Origin of the sequence: Vibrio sp. EA2 (assembly GCF_033042495.1) — a bacterium.
Classification (GTDB): domain Bacteria; phylum Pseudomonadota; class Gammaproteobacteria; order Enterobacterales; family Vibrionaceae; genus Vibrio.
Genome location: NZ_JAWLID010000003.1, coordinates 585,956 through 604,771 on the forward strand (window position 1 = coordinate 585,956; position 18,816 = coordinate 604,771).

Sequence of the window (18,816 nt, forward strand, 5' to 3'; positions counted from 1 at the left end):
GGATCCATCCTCTAGCTTTTGAAACTCATTTCCCGGCCGTACTTCACCTTTATCCCTAGCAGCCACTTTTTATATACAAAGAAAGAGACCGGCACGAGTTGATGTTTCTGTTTTGATTAGTATTATTCTTTAGCTATTGCATAAGCATGCATCTAACTCATTACAATTATAATAAGGAAAGCAAATAACAGACCGGAAATTAAAGTGTCATCAATAATAAATATTACAAAAATGACTTTAGTCGAGAGGGTTAAAGCAACAGACTAAGGTGGAAGCACTTTACTGCTTAGAGATGTTTTTCTAGATGGCTAACGATTTAATTATTCTATACAAAAAATAAGGTTTTGATTCTTTTGTCTTTATTAGTTGCATATCAGTTGCAGCTTTTGTCTCGAACGTTTAGATTAAGCAATGCATTCATAGAATACGTGGTCGAGAATAGGTAGATGTGGGACAAATTGAATTTAAGAAAGCTAATCCTGATTCTATGTGTGTTCAGTGTTGTTGTTACATTACTTAATGCTTTTTACTCACTTTATCGAGTGCAGCACAATCTCATTATTAGCAATACAATGGAATCCAATCGTGTTTACGCTGAGAAAATGGCGCAAATGACGGATGCTTTCATTGAATCTGCGATGTCTCAGCTTGAATACAGTGCAAGTACCCTCAGCACGGAAATGAATGATGCAGATATCTTGGAGCGAGAAGTTGATCGCTTAAGACTCCAAACGAATTACTTTAACTCTGTTGTCATCGTCAATTCGGAAGGGGTAATCGTTTCTGTTTCGCCAGAAGCGTTGCAAATAAAAGGCGTTCGTTTGAAGAGTCAATCTCTGCATTCGCTATCCCCACTCATTACCGATCCGTTTGTCTCTCCTGCAGGTAACTATTTAACCAGCATTTCATACCCAATTTTCTCTAACAAGGGTGAGTATCTGGGATACGTTGCCGGCACCATTTACCTCGAACAAAAAAATATACTAATGACCTTACTAGGTCAGCATAGCTACAAAGATGGTTCTTATCTGTATGTTGTCGACCAAAACCGCACGCTGATTTATCATCCCGATGAACGCAGAGTGGGGCAGAAAATCGTCACTAATGAAGCAATCAATGCCGTTATTGAGGGAAATCAGGGGCAACTAGATATTGTCAACTCTCTGGGCGTTGAGATGCTAGCCGGATACGCACCAGTACAGCATTCAGGGTGGGGTATTGTCGTACAGAGACCAAAAAGCCTGACACTATCCTCGCTTGATGACCAAATGTGGCGAGTGTTTCTTGAAACACTTCCGATTGGCGCGTTAACCCTCTTACTCATATGGGTCTCTTCTGTTTTCATATCTAAACCATTGTGGCAATTGGCAAGCGCGGTTAAGAACTTAGAGAGCCATACATCGGACGAGAATGATTTTACGCAGATTAAACCATGGTATTTTGAAGCCAGTTATCTAAAACGTAGCTTTTTGAGTGCAATGAACATTGTCTCTAACACCATTGATCAGCTTCACTTAGACACCTTGACCGATGCGATGACCGGCTTATTGAATCGCAGAGGGTTAGATAAGGCGGTAGAAAGCCTCCGAGAGAAAAATACCCCATTTTCTGTACTTGCCCTAGATGTTGATTACTTTAAAAGAGTGAATGATACCTTCGGCCATGATGCGGGAGATGCGTTATTAAAAAGTGTCGCGACTTTGATTCAGGATCAGGCGAGAAAAGGGGATGTGGTTTGTCGCTCTGGTGGAGAAGAGTTCATTGTCTTTTTGACCAAAACCGACGTGGATCAGGCATTTGTGGTTGCGGAAAGAGTAAGAAAATCGGTTGAATCTCATCAATTTAGTACTGTTGGAAACGTAACGATTTCGGTCGGAGTGTCTCATTGGGATGGAACCAATGAACCTATTAATGCGGTTCTTAAATATGCTGACGATGCGCTGTATCAAGCTAAACGCAATGGTAGGAATCAAACGGCAGTTCAATACTGAGGTAGCGTCGTCTAATTGAGTTGCCGGCACGCTTTGATTAGAGAGTAAAAGTGAAGGTGCAATGTCCGTATGAGCCGGACATTGCGAGTTGCATTAAACAGTATGGTATGAATTAGGTTGCGATGGTAACTCATTATGCTCACAGCTTAATGCAACTGATTTTTGTATTATGGCAGTTTATGCGAACAGAACACTCATTTTTATTGTGGGCTCTGATAGCGTTTGTGTTTTTCTTCAATTATTTTTAGTAGTTGCGTTCTACGTTTATTTTGAATGGTTTCAAGTAAGTTAGCTCTTCTCATTTCTCCTTCAATCTCGGGTAGCCGCTGTTGAGCTTTACTACTGTTACCTTGACCAACTGTATCTTTTGTTTTTTTCATATCCCTGAACTTTTTGTATAAATAAATCGTCCATACACAGCGAGTAGAGCTATCAAGACTCAAATTTATAACAAAAACAAATCAATAATAGCCTTATAATTTATATGCAAATTAAGTGTATGCCAGTAGTTTCACTGGTAGTTTGTATTAACACTTAACGGTGTGTCAATGAAGAATGTAACCGTTTACATGTGAAGGTGTTATAAATTAGTATGATTGTTTATAAGGTGGTATTTCCGCTTAGGTTAGTTGACAGTCCATCCTAATTGTTACAGCTGCTTAACTAGATTAAATATTAAACAGAACTCATAATGTTGATAGAGGGGTATATTTACTCACGTTGAAAATAGTTCCTCCTAAGTGACAGGTGACAATTATGCTCAATATGGACAGGGATGCGTTACAGGCGGCATTGCAGCAGTTGGAGCAAGCTATTTATAATCATGAACAATGGTCTAAGGAAATCATTCGTTCCATTGTGTGTCAGTTACCTTTTGATAGCCGAGACGTGTTGGAGGATGCACACTGCCATTGCCGTTTTGGTCAGTGGTATTATGGGTCTTTACCATTGACCATTCGGGAGCATCCGGCATTTCTGGCGATTGAAAATGAGCATCGCCAATTGCATCAATACGCCGGCCGATTACTGCTCACTTCTACCCATTTAGAACCATGTTCATCAATAGATTACGATAACTTTCACAAAGCTTCAGATCGGCTGCAAATGGAAGTCAGCACCCTCAAAAAAGAACTGGAGGAGTCGATCAACAACCGTGATGTCCTGACTGGAGCTGAAAACCGTATCAGTATGCTCACTCAATTGAGAGCAACACGCGAGCTGGTTAAACGAGGCGTTCAGGAATGCGGTATTGTATTGATGGATTTAGATTATTTTAAATCCGTTAACGATACCTATGGTCATGCTGTCGGGGATCAGGCATTAGTGGCTTGGGTACGTCACATCAAGGAACATTTGCGGCCTTATGACAAAGTGTATCGATACGGTGGAGAAGAATTTTTGCTTACTTTTCCGACAACGAATAGAGAGGCCGTTTTCGATGTCGTTGAGCGATTACGCACTAACATCCCTGCCATTGAGATTGATGGTGATTCCACAAAGCTTCTTAATGTCACTGCTTCTTTTGGGATTGCTATGCTTGAACCCAATGTCAGCGTAGAGGAAACAATCGATAGGGCTGATAGAGCAATGTACGCTGCCAAAAAAGCGGGACGCAACCGTTGCTGTTACTGGGATACAAGCATGACGTCTAGATAGGATGAGGAAACGTCCAGGTTTAATCATTTAAGATTTATCTTCTTAGCGACAAGCTACTCTACGGACAAATTTTATATTCATCCGATTTACCGCGCGCTTGAGTGCACAAGTGCCATACACGAAACTGAATAAACTTAACGTTTTAATTATTGGGTTAAAAGCCATCTTGCTGTCGCTTCATCAGTAACTAAACCATTCACCCAGTGTCCTCTTAGCGCGGCGAGAATAGCCGGGCGTTTATCTTCACCACAAGCAGCACCAATACGAGGACAGTTGTTGTCACGTATGTCGTAACTGGTTATGAAGGTGTTGATTGCGCACTCAATTACCTCGCCTTGTGCATTGATAAAGCGGCCGAGAATTTCTCCTACTGCACCTTGCTGATTAAGCTCATCAGCCTTATCTGTAGAAATGAAACCGTCTTTAATGATAGGGCTGGCTTTGCTCAGTGAACCGATGCCAAGGAAAATCACATTGGCACTGTCGGCAATGTTGGATACCTCTTTGAATACACGCATGCCGGTCCAAACTTTAAGCTCATCAAAAGAGGTAGCGTAGCGTGGGGCGGGTAATTGGTAATAGTTTGCCTGAATTTTTCGCGCCAGAATCAGCGGTACATCATCATAGTAGTTACACTGACCATCGACGCCCATCGCACTTATTAAGGCGACACACTTGCTGTTTGGAGATTCAAAATTAATGCGTTTAATGGCTTTTTTGAGTGTTAGACCAGAGCCTATACCAATGATTTGATCTTGCTGGTCTTTTACATATTTTGACATTAGCTGAAAGCAGCCAAATGAAACGTTATCGAGTGTTTCCTCATCGCTGGTGGTTGGCACGATATTGCACTCCACCAATTGATACTTCTCTTTCAACAGTTCCGCATAGTCTAAACACGTAGAGATCGGATGGTGCAGACCGACAGAGACAATGCCTTCTTCTTTAGCTGCTGCAATTAAGCGCTGGACAACAGGACGTGATAAGCCAAGTTCAGACGCTATATCGCGCTGATTTCGACCAGAGATGTAATACATCCAGGCGGCACGAACCATCTGATCGGTTTTAAAACTATCATCTCTAGCCACAAGTATTCCTTATTATTCAGCTTGCTGCACTTATCTCAATGGCTTTATTCGGCCCACCATCGCATCTAGAACCGCTATTTTCTCTCTAACTCTTGTTGAGTGCAACACCTGTCAATTATCTAAAAATGAACAAAAAACCATTTAATGGTCTTTTGTTCATTTTTGATCTATAGCTCGTTAATTGATGTTTTGATCGAATAGAGTGACAACATCAAACAAAAACGAGGAAATATCATGAAAAACCAATATACGTGGCTTCACATCGGTCTGGGTTCGTTTCACCGCGCGCATCAAGCCTGGTACCTACACAAATTGCTGGAATCCGGTGATCAAAGCTGGCACATCGCGGCAGGTAACATTCGTAATGACGCAGAAGCAACCGTTGATACTCTACGTGCTCAAAACGGCGAATATGTGTTAGAGACCGTTAGTCCTGCTGGTGAGCGTGAATATGAAGTCATCAAGTCGATTCAGACATTACTCCCATGGCAGGAAGATTTGGTACCGCTGATTAATGAAGGTGCGAAAGCTGAGACGAAGGTGATTGCCTTTACTGTTACTGAAGGGGGGTATTACTTGAAAACGGACCACTCTCTGGATGTCGATAACGCAGTGTTAAGCGAAGATCTGCAAGGTGGTCACCAAACCATTTACGGTACAGTGACGAAAATCCTTGAACGCCGTATAGCGGACAACGCTGGACCGGTGACTTTGCTGAACTGTGACAACGTGCGCCACAATGGTGAGCGATTCCGAGATGGTCTAATGGAATTTCTGACTCTGACTGGTAAAGCGGATGTGCTGACCTGGATGAAGGAAAACACGACGTGTCCAAACACCATGGTGGATCGCATTACCCCTCGTCCAGCTGCTGACCTTCCATATCGTATTAAAGTGCAAACTGGCATTGAAGATAATGCGCCGGTAATGGGAGAAACCTTTATCCAGTGGGTAATTGAAGATGGTTTCAAAGACGTTCGACCTGCGCTGGAAAACGTGGGTGTGGAAATGGTGGAGTCGGTCATTCCTTATGAAGAGGCGAAAATCCGCATTTTGAACGCTTCGCACAGCTGTATTGCCTGGGCTGGAACATTGGTTGGCCAGTCGTTCATTCACGAAAGTACGTTAACGGATTATATCTACAAGATCGCGCATGATTACGTGAGTCAGGATGTGATTCCTTGCCTTGGTGACAATGGTATCGACTTGCCGACATACCTTGAAGTGGTCTTAGAGCGTTTCACCAACCCTTACATTAAAGACACTAACCAACGAGTGGCAGCGGATGGATTCTCCAAAATTCCGGCCATGATCACGCCGACGATGATTGAATGTTATCAGCGTGGTGTTACGCCGAATGCGACCGCGATGCTGCCAGCGCTGTTCTTTGTGTTTATGCACCAGTGGCACAAAGGTTTACTGCCTTATGAATATCAGGATGGCATTCTTGATGAAAATGCCGTGCATAGCATGTTTGATGCTGAAGACCCGATCGCTGTCTACGCGCAGGATGTCGCTTTGTTTGGCGAGCTGGCTGAGCGTGCGGATTTCGAAACACTGCTGCGAGAGAAGATTGCAGCGGCTTACTCAATGATTCAATAAGGAGTGGGCATGTATCTAGGTATAGATCTTGGCACCTCAGAAGTGAAAGCGTTGGTGATTGATGAGCAAGGCGATACGGTTGCGACTCACAGCGCACCGCTGACGATTCAACGTCCGCATCTTCATTGGTCAGAACAAGCACCGCAGGAGTGGTGGGAAGCAACAAACTATCTGATTGGTGCGCTACGTGAGAAATGCACTGAACACTGGGGGGCAATTAAAGCGATTGGTTTGTCCGGGCAAATGCACGGTGCAGTACTGTTGGACAATCTCGGTGATGTTATTCGTCCTGCAATTTTATGGAACGATACACGCTGTCACGAAGAGTGTACGGAACTTGAAGCGCTAGCACCTGAGTTACATGACGTTGCAGGGAACCTTGCGATGCCGGGATTTACGGCTCCGAAGTTGATTTGGGTTCGTAAGCATGAACCGGAAAACTTTTCTCGCATCAGCACAGTATTGCTACCCAAAGATTATCTGCGTTTCAAAATGACCGGACGAAAGGTCTCTGATATGTCGGATTCCGCTGGCACTTTGTGGTTGGATGTCGCTAAGCGCGATTGGTCAGATTCTCTGCTCGACAAATGTCAGTTATCCCGTGAGCAAATGCCAGAACTGGTTGAGGGCTGTGAGGTATCGGCTTCGCTGTCCGCTGAGTTGGCCCATAAATGGGGACTCAGCCCATCAGTCATCGTCGCTGGTGGCGGTGGTGATAATGCGGTAAGTGCTATCGGCGTTGGGGCGGTCAGTCCGGGTGACGCATTTATTTCTCTCGGTACTTCCGGAGTGCTGTTTGTCGTCAACGATCAGTATCGTCCTGCACCTGAGTCTGCAGTGCATGCGTTCTGTCATGTTTTACCACAGCGGTGGCATCAAATGAGTGTGATGCTAAGTGCTGCTAGTTGTCTTCAATGGTTCTGCCGCATAGTAGGCACAACGGAAGTGGAGTTGTTGGAAGAGATTGAACAGCTCAGTGAAGAAGATAAAGCCAAAGCGCCACTTTTTTTACCGTACCTGTCTGGTGAACGCACACCACATAACGATCCGGATGCCACGGGGATGTTCCACAGCATGACCCATTCCACCAACCGCGCCTTACTTGGCTATGCGGTGATCGAAGGCGTGAGCTTTGGTATTGCAGATGGTCTGCGTGTTCTGCAAGAAAGTGGTACGCACATTGAACAGTGTTCATTGGTGGGGGGCGGTGCCCGAAGTTCGTATTGGGCACAGTTACTCGCGGATATTCTTCGCTTGCCAACGATCACTCACAAAGGTGGTGAAACGGGTGGGGCGTTAGGGGCGGCTCGACTGGCTTGCCTGGCGTCAGGGAAATCGGTGGATGAAGTCTGTAAAAAGCCTGAAATTCACCGTGTTTATCAACCTAATGTCGAGCGTGAGTCAGGACTGGCCGAGCGATATTCACGTTTTCGCGCCCTTTACCAAAACGATTTGACTCTGCGGTCGTAACACTGGCCGTTAAGAGTCAACTTAGAAAGAACATCACAACTAAAAATGGACTACGCCCCCCCAAAAAAGAAAAAGGAGGGGGCGTGGGATTCCTTTACCCTACGAAACGAGGAATATATGGAAAACGCAAGTAAACAGTGGCTTGGATTGCCGCTCAATCTGATATGGGGATACATCGCCATCGCTATCTTTATGACGGGTGATGGTTTTGAACTGGCATTTCTGTCGCACTACATTACCGAGCTTGGTTTTACTCCAGCTCAGTCTTCTTTTGCCTTCACGCTCTACGGGCTGGCTGCTGCGTTGGCCGCCTGGGTATCCGGTGTTGTAGCGGAAATCATTACGCCGCAGAAAACGATGAAAATTGGTTTTATGCTCTGGTGTATTTTCCATGTATTGTTCTTAACGCTTGGATTAAGCCAGTCAAATTACGCCCTGATTTTGCTATTTTACGGTATTCGTGGCCTTGCTTATCCACTTTTCCTGTATTCGTTTATCGTGGTAATCGTACATAACGTTCGTAGTGATGGCGTAAGCTCGGCACTTGGCTGGTTCTGGACGGTCTATTCGATTGGTATCGGTGTTGCTGGTAGTTATATTCCTAGCTTTACCATCCCTTGGATTGGTGAGTTTGGCACTTTGTGGTTATCGCTGGCATTTTGTGCTGCGGGCGGTCTGATCGCGATGATTGCTTTGCGTAATGTGAAAACACCAACGCACATGCATAACTTGACTACCAAGCAGAAGCTAACCGAACTGAGCCGTGCAGTGACGTTACTCTATACCAACAAAAACGTACTCTATTCATGTTTTGTACGCATCATTAATACCCTGTCACTGTTTGGTTTTGCGGTCATTATGCCGATGATGTTTGTTGATGATCTCGGTTTTACCACATCCGACTGGCTTCAGGTGTGGGCAGTGTTCTTCTTTACCACCATTTTTTCTAACGTTTTCTGGGGCATCATGGGAGAAAAACTGGGCTGGATGAAAGTGGTGCGTTGGTTTGGCTGTATAGGAATGGCACTCTCCAGTCTTGCGTTCTATTACATTCCTCAGCATTTCGGCAACAACTTTTATATGGCGTTGATCCCAGCCATTTCTCTGGGGATCTTCGTAGCGGCATTTGTTCCGATGGCAGCGGTATTTCCTGCGCTAGAGCCTAACCACAAAGGTGCGGCGATTTCGGTTTATAACTTGTCGGCCGGATTGTCTAACTTTCTTGCGCCAGCCATTGCGGTGGTCTTGCTACCGTATTTCAGCACAATAGGTGTGGTCGTTGCCTATACCGCGCTGTACATACTGGCCTTTTTCTTCACCTATTTGATTAAGGTCGAGCAACCAGGATTTGAACCGACATTTGTTGGTGAAAATAAAGCGACCGTAGTGTAGCAAACTTGGGTATGGCAGTGGTTTTGGCTGCCATACTCTTTCTATTTTTGAGGTAAGTATGAATTTAAAAGCCGTTATTTTTGATATGGATGGGGTGCTCATTGACTCTGAGCCAATGTGGCAACAGGCACAGATGGAATCACTTGCGGGCTTTGGTGTTGGGATAACCCGTCAAGATTGTGAACAGATGACGATGGGGAAGCGTGTCGATGAGATAGCGCGTACTTGGTGCGAAGCTTATTCACTGTCCGTTTCAGCGCAAGAGTTGGAAGCCCTGATTCTGACTAAGTTGTGTCAGCTTATTGCCACTGATGGAGCGGCGATGCTCGGCGTTTACAAAGCGTTAGATTATTTTTCCAGCCAAGGGTTAAAGATTGCATTAGCGACATCGTCTAACCACGTAGTGATTAAAGCGGTCTTCGATCGCCTACAGTTGTGGGATAAATTCAGTGTTGTTTGCAGTGCCGAAGATGAGGAGTATGGCAAACCCCAACCAGATGTTTACTTAACTGCAGCACGTAAGTTACAAATCGGTACGACTGAATGCTTGGTCATTGAAGACAGCTTTACAGGCCTGACTGCCGCGAAGAGAGCGAACATGACGACTTACTTGGTTTCTCCATATTATCAACAAAGCAAGTTTTCTATCGCAGATGGACGTTATGCCAATTTAGATTGTGTTGTACAAAACTATGCAAACCTAGTTGCATAATTAACTCTTTTAGCTTCCCCAGAAAAGCGTCGGTTTTAGCATACAAACACTGGTTGGTGTTATGACCGTCCCTCATTTGTCTTGCTGTTTGAAAATGACTCAAGAAAGCTCAGCGCTCTTTAATCTAATGTTAAATTTTTGTTTGATAAGTGAGATTTTTGTTGTCCTTTTACTAATGTCTAATATTCCTACCGATAGCAACACATGCTTAATAAGCTCATATCAATAAAGGTGCTCGGTAGCGCCAAGGATGTCGTCTCGTATTGGTTGAAGGTCTGTATACCAAACCAAGCGAAGCTCTAGTTGGCATAGCTCAACTTCGAAACATAAAAAGGATAACTCAATGTCTGACGCAAGTAAGACCTTTTACAGGGATGTGCGCAAAAAACCGCATGAATTTGAAAACCGAGAAGACTTTCTAAATCATGATTTAACCATCATGAGCTTTCGTCGCTGGGGTATTCATTTGCCATCACGTGATTACAGTATTGAAATCGAAGACTGGGTACCTGCATTAGCAGCAACCATTGGTAAAGTGGTTATGGTAACCGCCATGGTGTCTGCTTTTGCTGTTCAGTTCGGCTTATCTCCGGAGTTCGTTGCAGAAAACGTGCGTTACGAGTTGCTTATCGCGGGCGCTCTGTTCGTTATCCTGTTTTCTGCAATCCTAAACCCGAACGCAAACTTGGCTGGTACCCACGGCCCCATGATACCGCTGATTCCTATGATTGCTGCAGCAGGGGGACATCCTCTGGCTCTTGGGTTGATGGTATGTGCTTTTGGTTTAATTCTCGCTCTTACCAAAGGTGGGTCTAAACTCATGACCCTCACTGGAATCGGGGTTCGTGGTGGGTTGCTCATCTACCTCGGCGCCGTTGGGTTACTCGGACAGATTAATAAGACTGAGGCGTGGGCTGCAAGTACGGACCAAGGTTACATCTCGTTTGTAGTCATTGGTCTGACCATTATGGTTTATGCCTACTTAGCCAAGATCAACAAACGTTGGTTGGCAATCCCACTGTGTTCTGCACTCGCGGGTATTGTCGCTTATGCGATGGGGGCTGAGTTTGCTTTTTCCACTGAGCCGGGCCTGCCTAATTTCAGCCCATTCTATTGGTGGGGTGAAAATACTGGCTGGCAACTAGGCTGGCCAACCCTAGAGCACTTTATTGCCGTTACGCCATTTGCTCTGCTAGCTGTAGCTATGTGGTCGCCTGACTACCTCGGTCATCGTGTTTTTCAAGAACTTAACTATCCAAAAGAAGCGAAAGGCGTACTAATGGATGTCGACGACACTATGGTCGGAGCGTCTGTTCGTCAGGGGGTTGGCTCGCTATTAGGTGGCGGTAACCTCGCTTCTTCTTGGGGTACGTACATGATTCCTGCCGCAATTGCCAAACGTCCTATTCCAGGCGGTGCGCTGTTAACGGGTTTAATGTGTATTGCCGCGGCAGTAATTGGTTACCCAATGGATCTAGCGATGTGGGAGCCTGTTCTACGCGTTGCGCTCATTGTAGGTGTATTCTTGCCACTTCTTGAAGCGGGTATGCAGATGGTCCATAAGCATAAAGATTCACTCAGTGCAGGTATCTGTATTTTTGCCTGTGCATTCGTTAACCCGGTGTTTGGCTGGGCAATAACTATGCTGCTGGATAATCTAGGACTTATCGGCGACCATGAGCGTGCCAACGAGCTATCGAGCAAAGATAAATATCTGATTCCTGGCGCCGCCTTTGTCGTGTGTGCTGGTTCCCTTGCTGTCGTTGGTCAGCTTCCGGGGATTCCTGCTCTGATCGGTTAATATCATCTCGCTCTAAAGGCATAGTTGGTTACCACCTATGCCTTCTCTCATTCCTATTCTACTCTTGTCCACTTCTTTCTTGTATTGACGAGTTCGCTGATTGACCACCAAGCGATATGCCGGTTTATAAAATAACGGACAAAATTGATAAACCTGGAATACCAGTTGCTGGTGGTGGAAGCCAGACTCATTTGCTCCATACTAATTTGAAACAATATAAATTATTACTAAATCAGTAATATAGCGTAAATTTATTTACCTCTGAGAGCGTGACGACGTTGTATGCTTTTCTGAGTAAGCTATTGTTAATATGACCACTTAAAAAGTTATTCGTCGGTTAAACAACAATAGGCTTGGTAGTATGAAAAGTATCAGTTAGCGATGCTGAACAATACACTCTTTAGAACATTAAAACGTGTTTAACCATAGGTTGACTGGAATCGACATAAAATCATCAATTTCTACAATAAGAAGGATGTAAAAGTGAAAATTGCCATTTTATCAAGGAATAAGAACCTTTACTCCACGCGTAGATTAAAGGAAGCGGGCGAGGCGCGCGGCCACGAAGTAGACATCATAGACACGTTACACTGCTATATGGATATCACGAGTAATAAACCTGCGGTAAGGTTCAAAGGAGAGCAATTACCCTATTACGACGCGATTATTCCACGAATTGGTGCGAGTATTTCGTTTTACGGCACATCGGTTGTCAGGCAGTTTGAGATGACGGGCAGCTTTAGTGTGAATGAGTCTGTTGCTATCAGCCGTTCACGAGATAAATTACGTTCAATGCAGCTGCTTTCTCGCAAAGGCATTGGGTTGCCGCGGACAGGGTTCGCTAACCGACCAGACAATGTGAAAGACTTAATCAAAAACGTTGGTGGTGCACCATGTGTGATAAAACTTTTGGAGGGCACACAAGGCATTGGGGTTGTGTTAGCGGAAACGGCAAAATCTGCTGAAGCCATCGTTGAAGCATTCATGGGGCTCAAAGCTGATATTCTGATACAAGAATTTATCAAAGAGGCGGGAGGCGCTGATATTCGTTGTTTTGTTATCGGTGAGAGGGTTGTAGCCGCAATGAAAAGGCAAGGTGCTGAGGGGGAGTTCCGTTCAAACTTACATCGAGGCGGCTCTGCCACTTTAGTAAGATTGTCCAAAGAAGAGCGCGCTACTGCTATCGCGGCAGCAAAAGTGATGGGGCTGAAAGTTTGTGGTGTCGATATTCTAAGAGCGGAGCGGGGACCGGTAGTAATGGAAGTGAACTCATCGCCAGGGCTTGAAGGGATAGAAACCGCAACGAAAAAAGATGTCGCAGATATGATTTTCCAGTTTATCGAAAAAAACGCCAAACCTTACAGAACGAGAACGTTAGGCAAAGGTTAATTCCGTCGGTTCCAGCCTGGTCAGCAACTTAAGCAGTCTCTGCACTGAAGCCCATAAAAATCCCTCGAATAAACAATCGGGGGATTTTTCTCTCGTACTTATTACTCAGACGTTGCGCCTTCTTGAGTGTTTTCTTGCCCATTGAAACGGTAGCCAAAACAGTTACCTCTAGCTTGTTTATTAGCTAGGTTCCCACCGTGCATCTGGTTCATCCACTCCTGCATTGCTTCTGGGTTATCGTGCATTTCCTCCATCCATGCTTGCATGGCTTCTGGATTATCATGAAGTTTGAGCATAGCCTGATACTGAGGGCTTTCTGGGTTCATCATAGAGTGCATGAAACCAAAGTTGTTGTTGCCGTTATTCATATGGGCGAACACACTTGCTGAAATCGCCAATACGCCCGCTACGGCCAATAATTTAGTGAACGTTTTCATCATTCATCCTCCATCTGTTCTATTCATTTTTATTACAGCAATTTTTGACAATGGAAGTGTGTCGCAATCCCTTTTGTTTCTGACAAATGTTGGCAATCCCTCAGATTGACACACTTTGTCACACATCCCTTTTCGAAATGTTTATATTGAATAATGTGTATAAGACATTGAGGTTGTTTGATGGAAAACGCCTATCGAATCTTGGTCGTTGACGATCATCAGGAAATTAGAGACTTATTAAAGCGATTTTTAACTCAGCACGGTCTGAGTGTTGTCACGGCAGCCGATGGAGAAAGTATGGAGAAGGTCATGCAGCATCAGCAGTTTGATCTGATTATTCTGGATTTGATGATGCCAGGGAAGGATGGTGTCACTCTATGCCGTGAGATCAGAGCGGCGTCGAATATACCGATCATCATGCTGACTGCACTAGGTGAAGAAATCGATCGGATTGTTGGTTTGGAGGTAGGCGCTGACGATTATTTAGCTAAGCCGTTTAACCCCCGAGAATTACTTGCTCGTATCAAGTCGGTATTAAGACGCCATTTCACCATCCCCAATGTTAATGAACAAGTCTCCACAACCCATACAAATTACGTTTTCGCAGGTTGGTCACTCAACGTAACGACGAGGGAGTTATATGATCAGAGCGGCGTATTGGTTTCCTTAACTTCTACGGAATTTGAATTACTACTGGCTTTTCTGACTCACCCTAATGTCGTTCTGAAAAGAGAGAATTTACTTAAGTTAGTTCAGGGCAGAGGTGCCGATGTTTATGACAGAGCGATCGATACGCTTATTAGCCGGCTACGTAAGAAAATCGAATCCGATCCTAAAGAGCCGAAATTGATTAAAACGATTTGGGGTGGAGGCTATCAACTGAGTTGCGAGGTCAGCCATGATTAAGTGGATTCGAAGCCTTGGGTTGATATACCAAATCGGAGCCATTGTGTTGATCGGCTTTGGGATTAGCTCATATCTTTCGATCAACTTATTATCTTCGGAAAGCTCTAAAAGTTTGAGCTTACTTTCCTCTAACGCAGCCGTTCAACGAGTACTGTCTGTTGTTGACATTTTGGGTCAAACGCCAGAATCTCTGGATCGCTCAATTGTTGAAGCCAGCAGTAGCTCGGATCTTTCTCTTTCGATTACTTCAAATCCACAGATCGTAGAAACCAACGTGAATTCTGATGACACGAGGTTATTAGAAGAAAAGTTTAGGGACAAAGGAATAAAACAAGTCAATCTATCGTTAGTGAAACGAACACGCCCAATAATGAACATGAGCGACATGCACAACGCCATGATGTCTGGACGTACCATGACAATGCCAAGGGATCTCCACATCGGTTATCTGGCCACGATTGAGGGTTCAATTGAGTTGAAAAACGGTAAGTGGTTAAACTTTTCGTCAGGCATCCAGGAAGATATTACGAATTGGTCTGTTAGCGCCATCGTTGCGTTAGCTGTCGTCATGTTTGTCACTCTGACCTTATCTATTTTTATTATTCATCGTGCGCTCAGACCAGTACAAACGTTGGGAAAAGCCGCAACAGAATTTGCGTTGAAACGTAAAGTCACCTTGGTGAGTGATAAAGGCCCGAAAGATTTGCTCCCCACGATTAAGTCCTTTAACAAGATGCAGGTCGATATTTCTGAGTTTATCGATGAAAGAACACGCCTACTTGCTGCTATTTCTCACGATTTAAGGACACCGTTAACAAGTCTTCGTCTCCGACTAGAATTTGCCGAGGATACAGAAGATAAACAGCAAATGCTTAAATCCATTTCGATCATGGAACAAATGCTCAAAGCAACGATGAGTTTTGCAAAAGACGGCAGTAATCTAGAAGAAAGACAGCCTATAAATATCGATAGTCTGTTACAAACGATTGTGGATGAGTTCGACGATAGGGCAGTCAAGGTTCACTACACAAGCCCGGGCCATTTAGTTGAGCCAATGCCTCCGATCACCATACGCAGAATGGTGGAAAACTTGATTAATAATGCGTATCAGTATGGCGGGGAGGGTTGTGAGATTCGTTTAAGCGTAACGAAGCGGCCCGAGTGTATTGAATTTACCGTTTCCGATACCGGAATCGGGATTGACCCATCAAAATTTGAAGAAGTGCTGAAACCATTTAGCCGACTTGATAAAGCCAGAGATACAGACAGCTCTAACGTCGGCTTAGGTTTGGCGACAACTCAAGCACTTGCTAATAATTACGGTGGAAAGCTCTCGCTAAGCAGCAATACCCCCCACGGCTTGATCTGTACTTTTACTATCAGCGTCGTTCAGTAATGGTGCTGGCACTATTAATTGCTTACCTTTGCAGTACCATACCTTCTTCTAAATAATCGTTAGCAACGTTTTCCCGCTCTTCGTGTAGGTATCACTGGCGATGATGACATCAAAGTAGTCGTCGCTGTTGGTGATGACTATGGGTGTGGTGGTATCGTAGCCAAGTGTGGTGAGTACCTGTAAGTCGAAAAGAATAAGAGGCTGCCCCACAGTGATTTCTTGATCAGCTTCTACAAGCAACTCAAACCCTTCACCATCGAGTTTTACGGTATCTAAGCCAATGTGGATAAGTATTTGTACGCCGTCATCACTTTCAAGACCGATGGAGTGATGCGTTTTAAATACCGAGGAAACTTTACCGTTAAATGGTGCTCGTAACTCGCCATGATCGGGACGGATCGCGACACCTTGTCCCATTATCTCGCTGGCAAAGGTTGGATCATCCACTATGGCAAGTGGAACCACTTCTCCTGTCAAAGGGCTGTTTATCTGAAGGTATTCTTTGTTTACCGAGTGGGACTGGGGTGAATGCCTTATGTCCTTATCTTCTGTCGAATGAGGTGTTGTCTGTTGGGCCGTTGATGCCGGATTGCTATCTAATCGCGCGGTTAGCATTGGCGTGAAAAAATAAGTAAGGAGTGCGGCGCTGACCAACGTTAATAAGGTAGCCAGGATGGTGGCAATCACAGAGTCATCAATACCTGAGGGCGGTACGAGTTGTACAAATGAGAACAGGCTGAGCATACCCAAAGAATACGCTTTAGTCTGGAAGTAAGCCACGATACTAGAGCCAACTGCCGCTGATAGACAGCCAAAAATAAACGGCCATTTACGTGGTAGGGTAACCGCGTATATCGCCGGCTCCGTGACACCAAACATGGCAGTAAGAGCTGCCGTACCAGCATAACTCTTCTCTTTCTTTTTGATACTTAGGAGCAGGACTCCCACACAAGCGCCAACTTGACCGAACACCGCAGGGAGAAGCAATGGAGGTAAAACATCGTATCCGTTAACCGCAATATTATTCATTACGATAGGAGCAAAACTCCAGTGAATACCAAAAACCACCATCACCTGCCATATCGCGCCAATGACAAAGCCTGCAACTTCTGGGCTGGAGTGGTAAAGGAAAAATACGCCCGAAGAGATGTATTTGGCTACCGTTGTACTCGCAGGGCCGATAATCAGGAATGTCGCCGGCACGGTAATAATCAGGCATAAAAAAGGCGTGAGCCACTTATATAAGGTGTCGGGAATATTCTTAGGGATCAGGTATTCCAGTCGGGTGTTAAACCAAGTCGCAAACAAGATCGGAATAACAGAGTTGGCGTAGTTGATGAACTCTATAGGCAAGCCAAGAAAGTACTCAGATTTGATCTCTGTCCCCGCGATATTTTGCGAAAATAGCCAATCGACATGGCGGTTAATGTCCGGATGCACCAGTGCACCAGCGATTGCAATACCAAATAACGGGTTGGTGCCAAAATGTTTTGCCGCAGTGTAGCCTAGCAGTATGGGTAAATAGAAAAACACCGCATCAGCAGAGGAAAATAAAATTCGATAAGTACCGCTATCCACGGCTAGCCAGTCAAGGTTAACGAATAGAAAAATGAGTCCCTTAAGAATACCGGCAGCGCTCAGTAGCCATAAGATAGGGTTAAAAATATTGGTTATCGTGTTAATCAGGTTTGATACGTGACTTGGTATATCAGTACTTTCTGGTTGTCCTAGCAGCGGTAAGACGAATTGATAAAGTTTCTCAACCTGGGAACCGACGATAATCTGAAAAAAACCGCCAGAATGTATCACCGAGATAACTTCTGGCAGTTTGTTTATCTCTTTGACAGCATCTGTCGGAAGCCGTTTGAGTTGGAAGCGGAGACGGGTTGTACAGTGGGACACTCGCTGAATGTTTGATGCCCCTCCGATCCTATCAACAATTTGCTGGGCTAGACGCTCGTAATACTGGTTTGGGTTAGACATAGATTATCTTAAGGTTAAGGTGCTGCACGTCTTACCCGTTCAATATGAATCGTTAAAAACATCATTTCTTCTGACGTCATAGCATGACTGAACTGTTTATCGACGTAACGGCTGATTTTCTTAACGCAAGAGAAAGCGGCCGGGTATTTTAGGCGCACTGACTGGAAGAGCGAATCATCCTCGTCGGAAATAGTGGTTTGATGAATCAGGCGATGGACGAAAAACTTTAGGTGTGTCACCAGACGGCGAAATTCATCGCTGTCCTCATTTAAATCGAGACCTAAATTATATTTAATCATATGCACAATATCGCGAATCAAATTAGTGACACTGATAGTGTTATTCATATCTTCGTTAAGTTGCGCATTCACTAAATGTAACGCAATAAATCCGGCTTCGTCTTCAGAAAAACTCACTCCTGAGGCGGATTTAAGTAATGCTAGTGCCTTCAGGCCCACATCGTACTCCATGGGATAGAGCTGTTTTATTTCCCATAACATCCCGTTTTTTACCACCTTACCGGTGCGCAAACGTTCTATCGCAAAATGAATGTGATCAGCGAGAGAAATTCGGATACTAGGGTGCAACTCACCACTTAGTGTGTTTTGTGCTAACTCGACGATTTGCTCTGTGGCGGTAAGCAACTCTAGAGGGATCTCTTCCAATAACTCTCGATAGCGATTGTCTATGGCATCGTCATCACTTTTGGCCAGGGTAAAGACTTTTTCAATTTTGTCTGCGGCAATCTCCATACCGGGTTTCATCTGAAAACCAATACCGCGTCCCATGACGACGACCTCGCGCTGGCTCGAGTCGTTAGAGATAAGAACATTGTTATTTAATACTTTTGATACATGCATAATGTTTAGATTAATAGGCAGCTTTGTATGTAAAGATTCTGCGTTGAGCAGGAGATCAATGTTTTTTGCCAGAGTTCAGGCTGTGCCTAAAAAATGGCAGTGATTTTTTTATCAATAAGGAACGGTGTAAAAT

The 18,816-nt window shown here is 44.6% G+C and carries 15 protein-coding genes; 10 read left to right on the plus strand and 5 right to left on the minus strand.

The features are described from left to right. Positions 1-446 precede the first annotated feature (446 nt). Positions 447-1,991, plus strand: coding sequence for a sensor domain-containing diguanylate cyclase (locus RXX31_RS10615; RefSeq protein WP_317589253.1), 1,545 nt, complete (start codon positions 447-449; stop codon positions 1,989-1,991). 200 nt (positions 1,992-2,191) lie between these two features. Here RXX31_RS10615 and RXX31_RS10620 read toward each other — a convergent pair whose 3' ends face one another. Then, positions 2,192-2,371: a hypothetical protein gene (locus RXX31_RS10620; protein ID WP_317589254.1), complete on the minus strand. Its 180-nt coding sequence runs from the start codon at positions 2,369-2,371 to the stop codon at positions 2,192-2,194. 376 nt (positions 2,372-2,747) lie between these two features. On the opposite strand from RXX31_RS10620, the gene RXX31_RS10625 reads away from it, so the two are divergent. Next, positions 2,748-3,647 (plus strand): diguanylate cyclase, encoded by a 900-nt coding sequence (locus tag RXX31_RS10625; protein WP_317589255.1) that lies wholly within the window; start codon positions 2,748-2,750, stop codon positions 3,645-3,647. Positions 3,648-3,793: 146 nt separating this feature from the next. Here RXX31_RS10625 and RXX31_RS10630 read toward each other — a convergent pair whose 3' ends face one another. Next, positions 3,794-4,735, minus strand: a complete 942-nt coding sequence (locus RXX31_RS10630; RefSeq protein WP_317589256.1) for a sugar-binding transcriptional regulator — start codon at positions 4,733-4,735, stop codon at positions 3,794-3,796. Between the two features lie 234 nt (positions 4,736-4,969). Between RXX31_RS10630 and dalD the strand changes: the two genes are divergently transcribed. The 6 genes from dalD (at position 4,970) to rimK (ending at position 13,101) form a co-directional block, all read left to right on the plus strand. Beyond that, the gene (dalD, locus tag RXX31_RS10635; protein WP_317589257.1) at positions 4,970-6,337 is read left to right on the plus strand and encodes a D-arabinitol 4-dehydrogenase; all 1,368 of its coding nucleotides are present in this window, start codon (positions 4,970-4,972) and stop codon (positions 6,335-6,337) included. Between the two features lie 9 nt (positions 6,338-6,346). Further along, positions 6,347-7,807, plus strand: a complete 1,461-nt coding sequence (gene xylB / locus RXX31_RS10640; RefSeq protein ID WP_317589258.1) for a xylulokinase — start codon at positions 6,347-6,349, stop codon at positions 7,805-7,807. Positions 7,808-7,924: 117 nt separating this feature from the next. Next, positions 7,925-9,199: an MFS transporter gene (locus RXX31_RS10645; RefSeq protein ID WP_317589259.1), complete on the plus strand. Its 1,275-nt coding sequence runs from the start codon at positions 7,925-7,927 to the stop codon at positions 9,197-9,199. A gap of 58 nt (positions 9,200-9,257) precedes the next feature. Further along, on the plus strand, positions 9,258-9,911 hold the full coding sequence (gene hxpB / locus RXX31_RS10650) for a hexitol phosphatase HxpB (protein ID WP_317589260.1): 654 nt from the start codon (positions 9,258-9,260) through the stop codon (positions 9,909-9,911). A 343-nt stretch (positions 9,912-10,254) separates the two neighbouring features. Continuing rightward, the gene (locus RXX31_RS10655) at positions 10,255-11,712 is read left to right on the plus strand and encodes a DUF3360 domain-containing protein (RefSeq protein ID WP_317589261.1); all 1,458 of its coding nucleotides are present in this window, start codon (positions 10,255-10,257) and stop codon (positions 11,710-11,712) included. A 483-nt stretch (positions 11,713-12,195) separates the two neighbouring features. Further along, complete coding sequence (gene rimK / locus RXX31_RS10660; protein WP_317589262.1) at positions 12,196-13,101, plus strand: 30S ribosomal protein S6--L-glutamate ligase; 906 nt, start codon at positions 12,196-12,198, stop codon at positions 13,099-13,101. 101 nt (positions 13,102-13,202) lie between these two features. Here the strand turns inward: rimK and RXX31_RS10665 are convergent, their stop codons facing one another. Beyond that, positions 13,203-13,541 (minus strand): hypothetical protein, encoded by a 339-nt coding sequence (locus RXX31_RS10665; RefSeq protein ID WP_317589263.1) that lies wholly within the window; start codon positions 13,539-13,541, stop codon positions 13,203-13,205. 177 nt (positions 13,542-13,718) lie between these two features. On the opposite strand from RXX31_RS10665, the gene RXX31_RS10670 reads away from it, so the two are divergent. Together RXX31_RS10670 and RXX31_RS10675 are read left to right on the plus strand one after the other, a co-directional pair. Beyond that, complete coding sequence (locus RXX31_RS10670; RefSeq protein ID WP_317589264.1) at positions 13,719-14,444, plus strand: response regulator; 726 nt, start codon at positions 13,719-13,721, stop codon at positions 14,442-14,444. Then, the gene (locus RXX31_RS10675) at positions 14,437-15,840 is read left to right on the plus strand and encodes a HAMP domain-containing sensor histidine kinase (RefSeq protein ID WP_317589266.1); all 1,404 of its coding nucleotides are present in this window, start codon (positions 14,437-14,439) and stop codon (positions 15,838-15,840) included. Before RXX31_RS10670 ends, RXX31_RS10675 begins: the two co-directional genes overlap by 8 nt. 48 nt (positions 15,841-15,888) lie before the next feature. Here the strand turns inward: RXX31_RS10675 and RXX31_RS10680 are convergent, their stop codons facing one another. Both RXX31_RS10680 and licT read right to left on the minus strand, forming a co-directional pair. Continuing rightward, positions 15,889-17,823, minus strand: a complete 1,935-nt coding sequence (locus tag RXX31_RS10680) for a beta-glucoside-specific PTS transporter subunit IIABC (protein WP_317589267.1) — start codon at positions 17,821-17,823, stop codon at positions 15,889-15,891. A gap of 14 nt (positions 17,824-17,837) precedes the next feature. Further along, the gene (gene licT, locus RXX31_RS10685) at positions 17,838-18,683 is read right to left on the minus strand and encodes a BglG family transcription antiterminator LicT (protein WP_317589268.1); all 846 of its coding nucleotides are present in this window, start codon (positions 18,681-18,683) and stop codon (positions 17,838-17,840) included. Between the last annotated feature and the right edge of the window lie 133 nt (positions 18,684-18,816).

What these genes read in the sequence shown, in the direction of transcription:
- RXX31_RS10615 (WP_317589253.1), top strand. Translation starts at nt 447, where the DNA reads ATGTGGGACAAATTGAATTTAAGAAAGCTAATCCTGATTCTATGTGTG.
- RXX31_RS10620 (WP_317589254.1), bottom strand. Translation starts at nt 2,371, where the DNA reads ATGAAAAAAACAAAAGATACAGTTGGTCAAGGTAACAGTAGTAAAGCT.
- RXX31_RS10625 (WP_317589255.1), top strand. Translation starts at nt 2,748, where the DNA reads ATGCTCAATATGGACAGGGATGCGTTACAGGCGGCATTGCAGCAGTTG.
- dalD (WP_317589257.1), top strand. Translation starts at nt 4,970, where the DNA reads ATGAAAAACCAATATACGTGGCTTCACATCGGTCTGGGTTCGTTTCAC.
- xylB (WP_317589258.1), top strand. Translation starts at nt 6,347, where the DNA reads ATGTATCTAGGTATAGATCTTGGCACCTCAGAAGTGAAAGCGTTGGTG.
- RXX31_RS10645 (WP_317589259.1), top strand. Translation starts at nt 7,925, where the DNA reads ATGGAAAACGCAAGTAAACAGTGGCTTGGATTGCCGCTCAATCTGATA.
- hxpB (WP_317589260.1), top strand. Translation starts at nt 9,258, where the DNA reads ATGAATTTAAAAGCCGTTATTTTTGATATGGATGGGGTGCTCATTGAC.
- RXX31_RS10655 (WP_317589261.1), top strand. Translation starts at nt 10,255, where the DNA reads ATGTCTGACGCAAGTAAGACCTTTTACAGGGATGTGCGCAAAAAACCG.
- RXX31_RS10665 (WP_317589263.1), bottom strand. Translation starts at nt 13,541, where the DNA reads ATGATGAAAACGTTCACTAAATTATTGGCCGTAGCGGGCGTATTGGCG.
- RXX31_RS10670 (WP_317589264.1), top strand. Translation starts at nt 13,719, where the DNA reads ATGGAAAACGCCTATCGAATCTTGGTCGTTGACGATCATCAGGAAATT.
- RXX31_RS10675 (WP_317589266.1), top strand. Translation starts at nt 14,437, where the DNA reads ATGATTAAGTGGATTCGAAGCCTTGGGTTGATATACCAAATCGGAGCC.
- RXX31_RS10680 (WP_317589267.1), bottom strand. Translation starts at nt 17,823, where the DNA reads ATGTCTAACCCAAACCAGTATTACGAGCGTCTAGCCCAGCAAATTGTT.
- licT (WP_317589268.1), bottom strand. Translation starts at nt 18,683, where the DNA reads ATGCATGTATCAAAAGTATTAAATAACAATGTTCTTATCTCTAACGAC.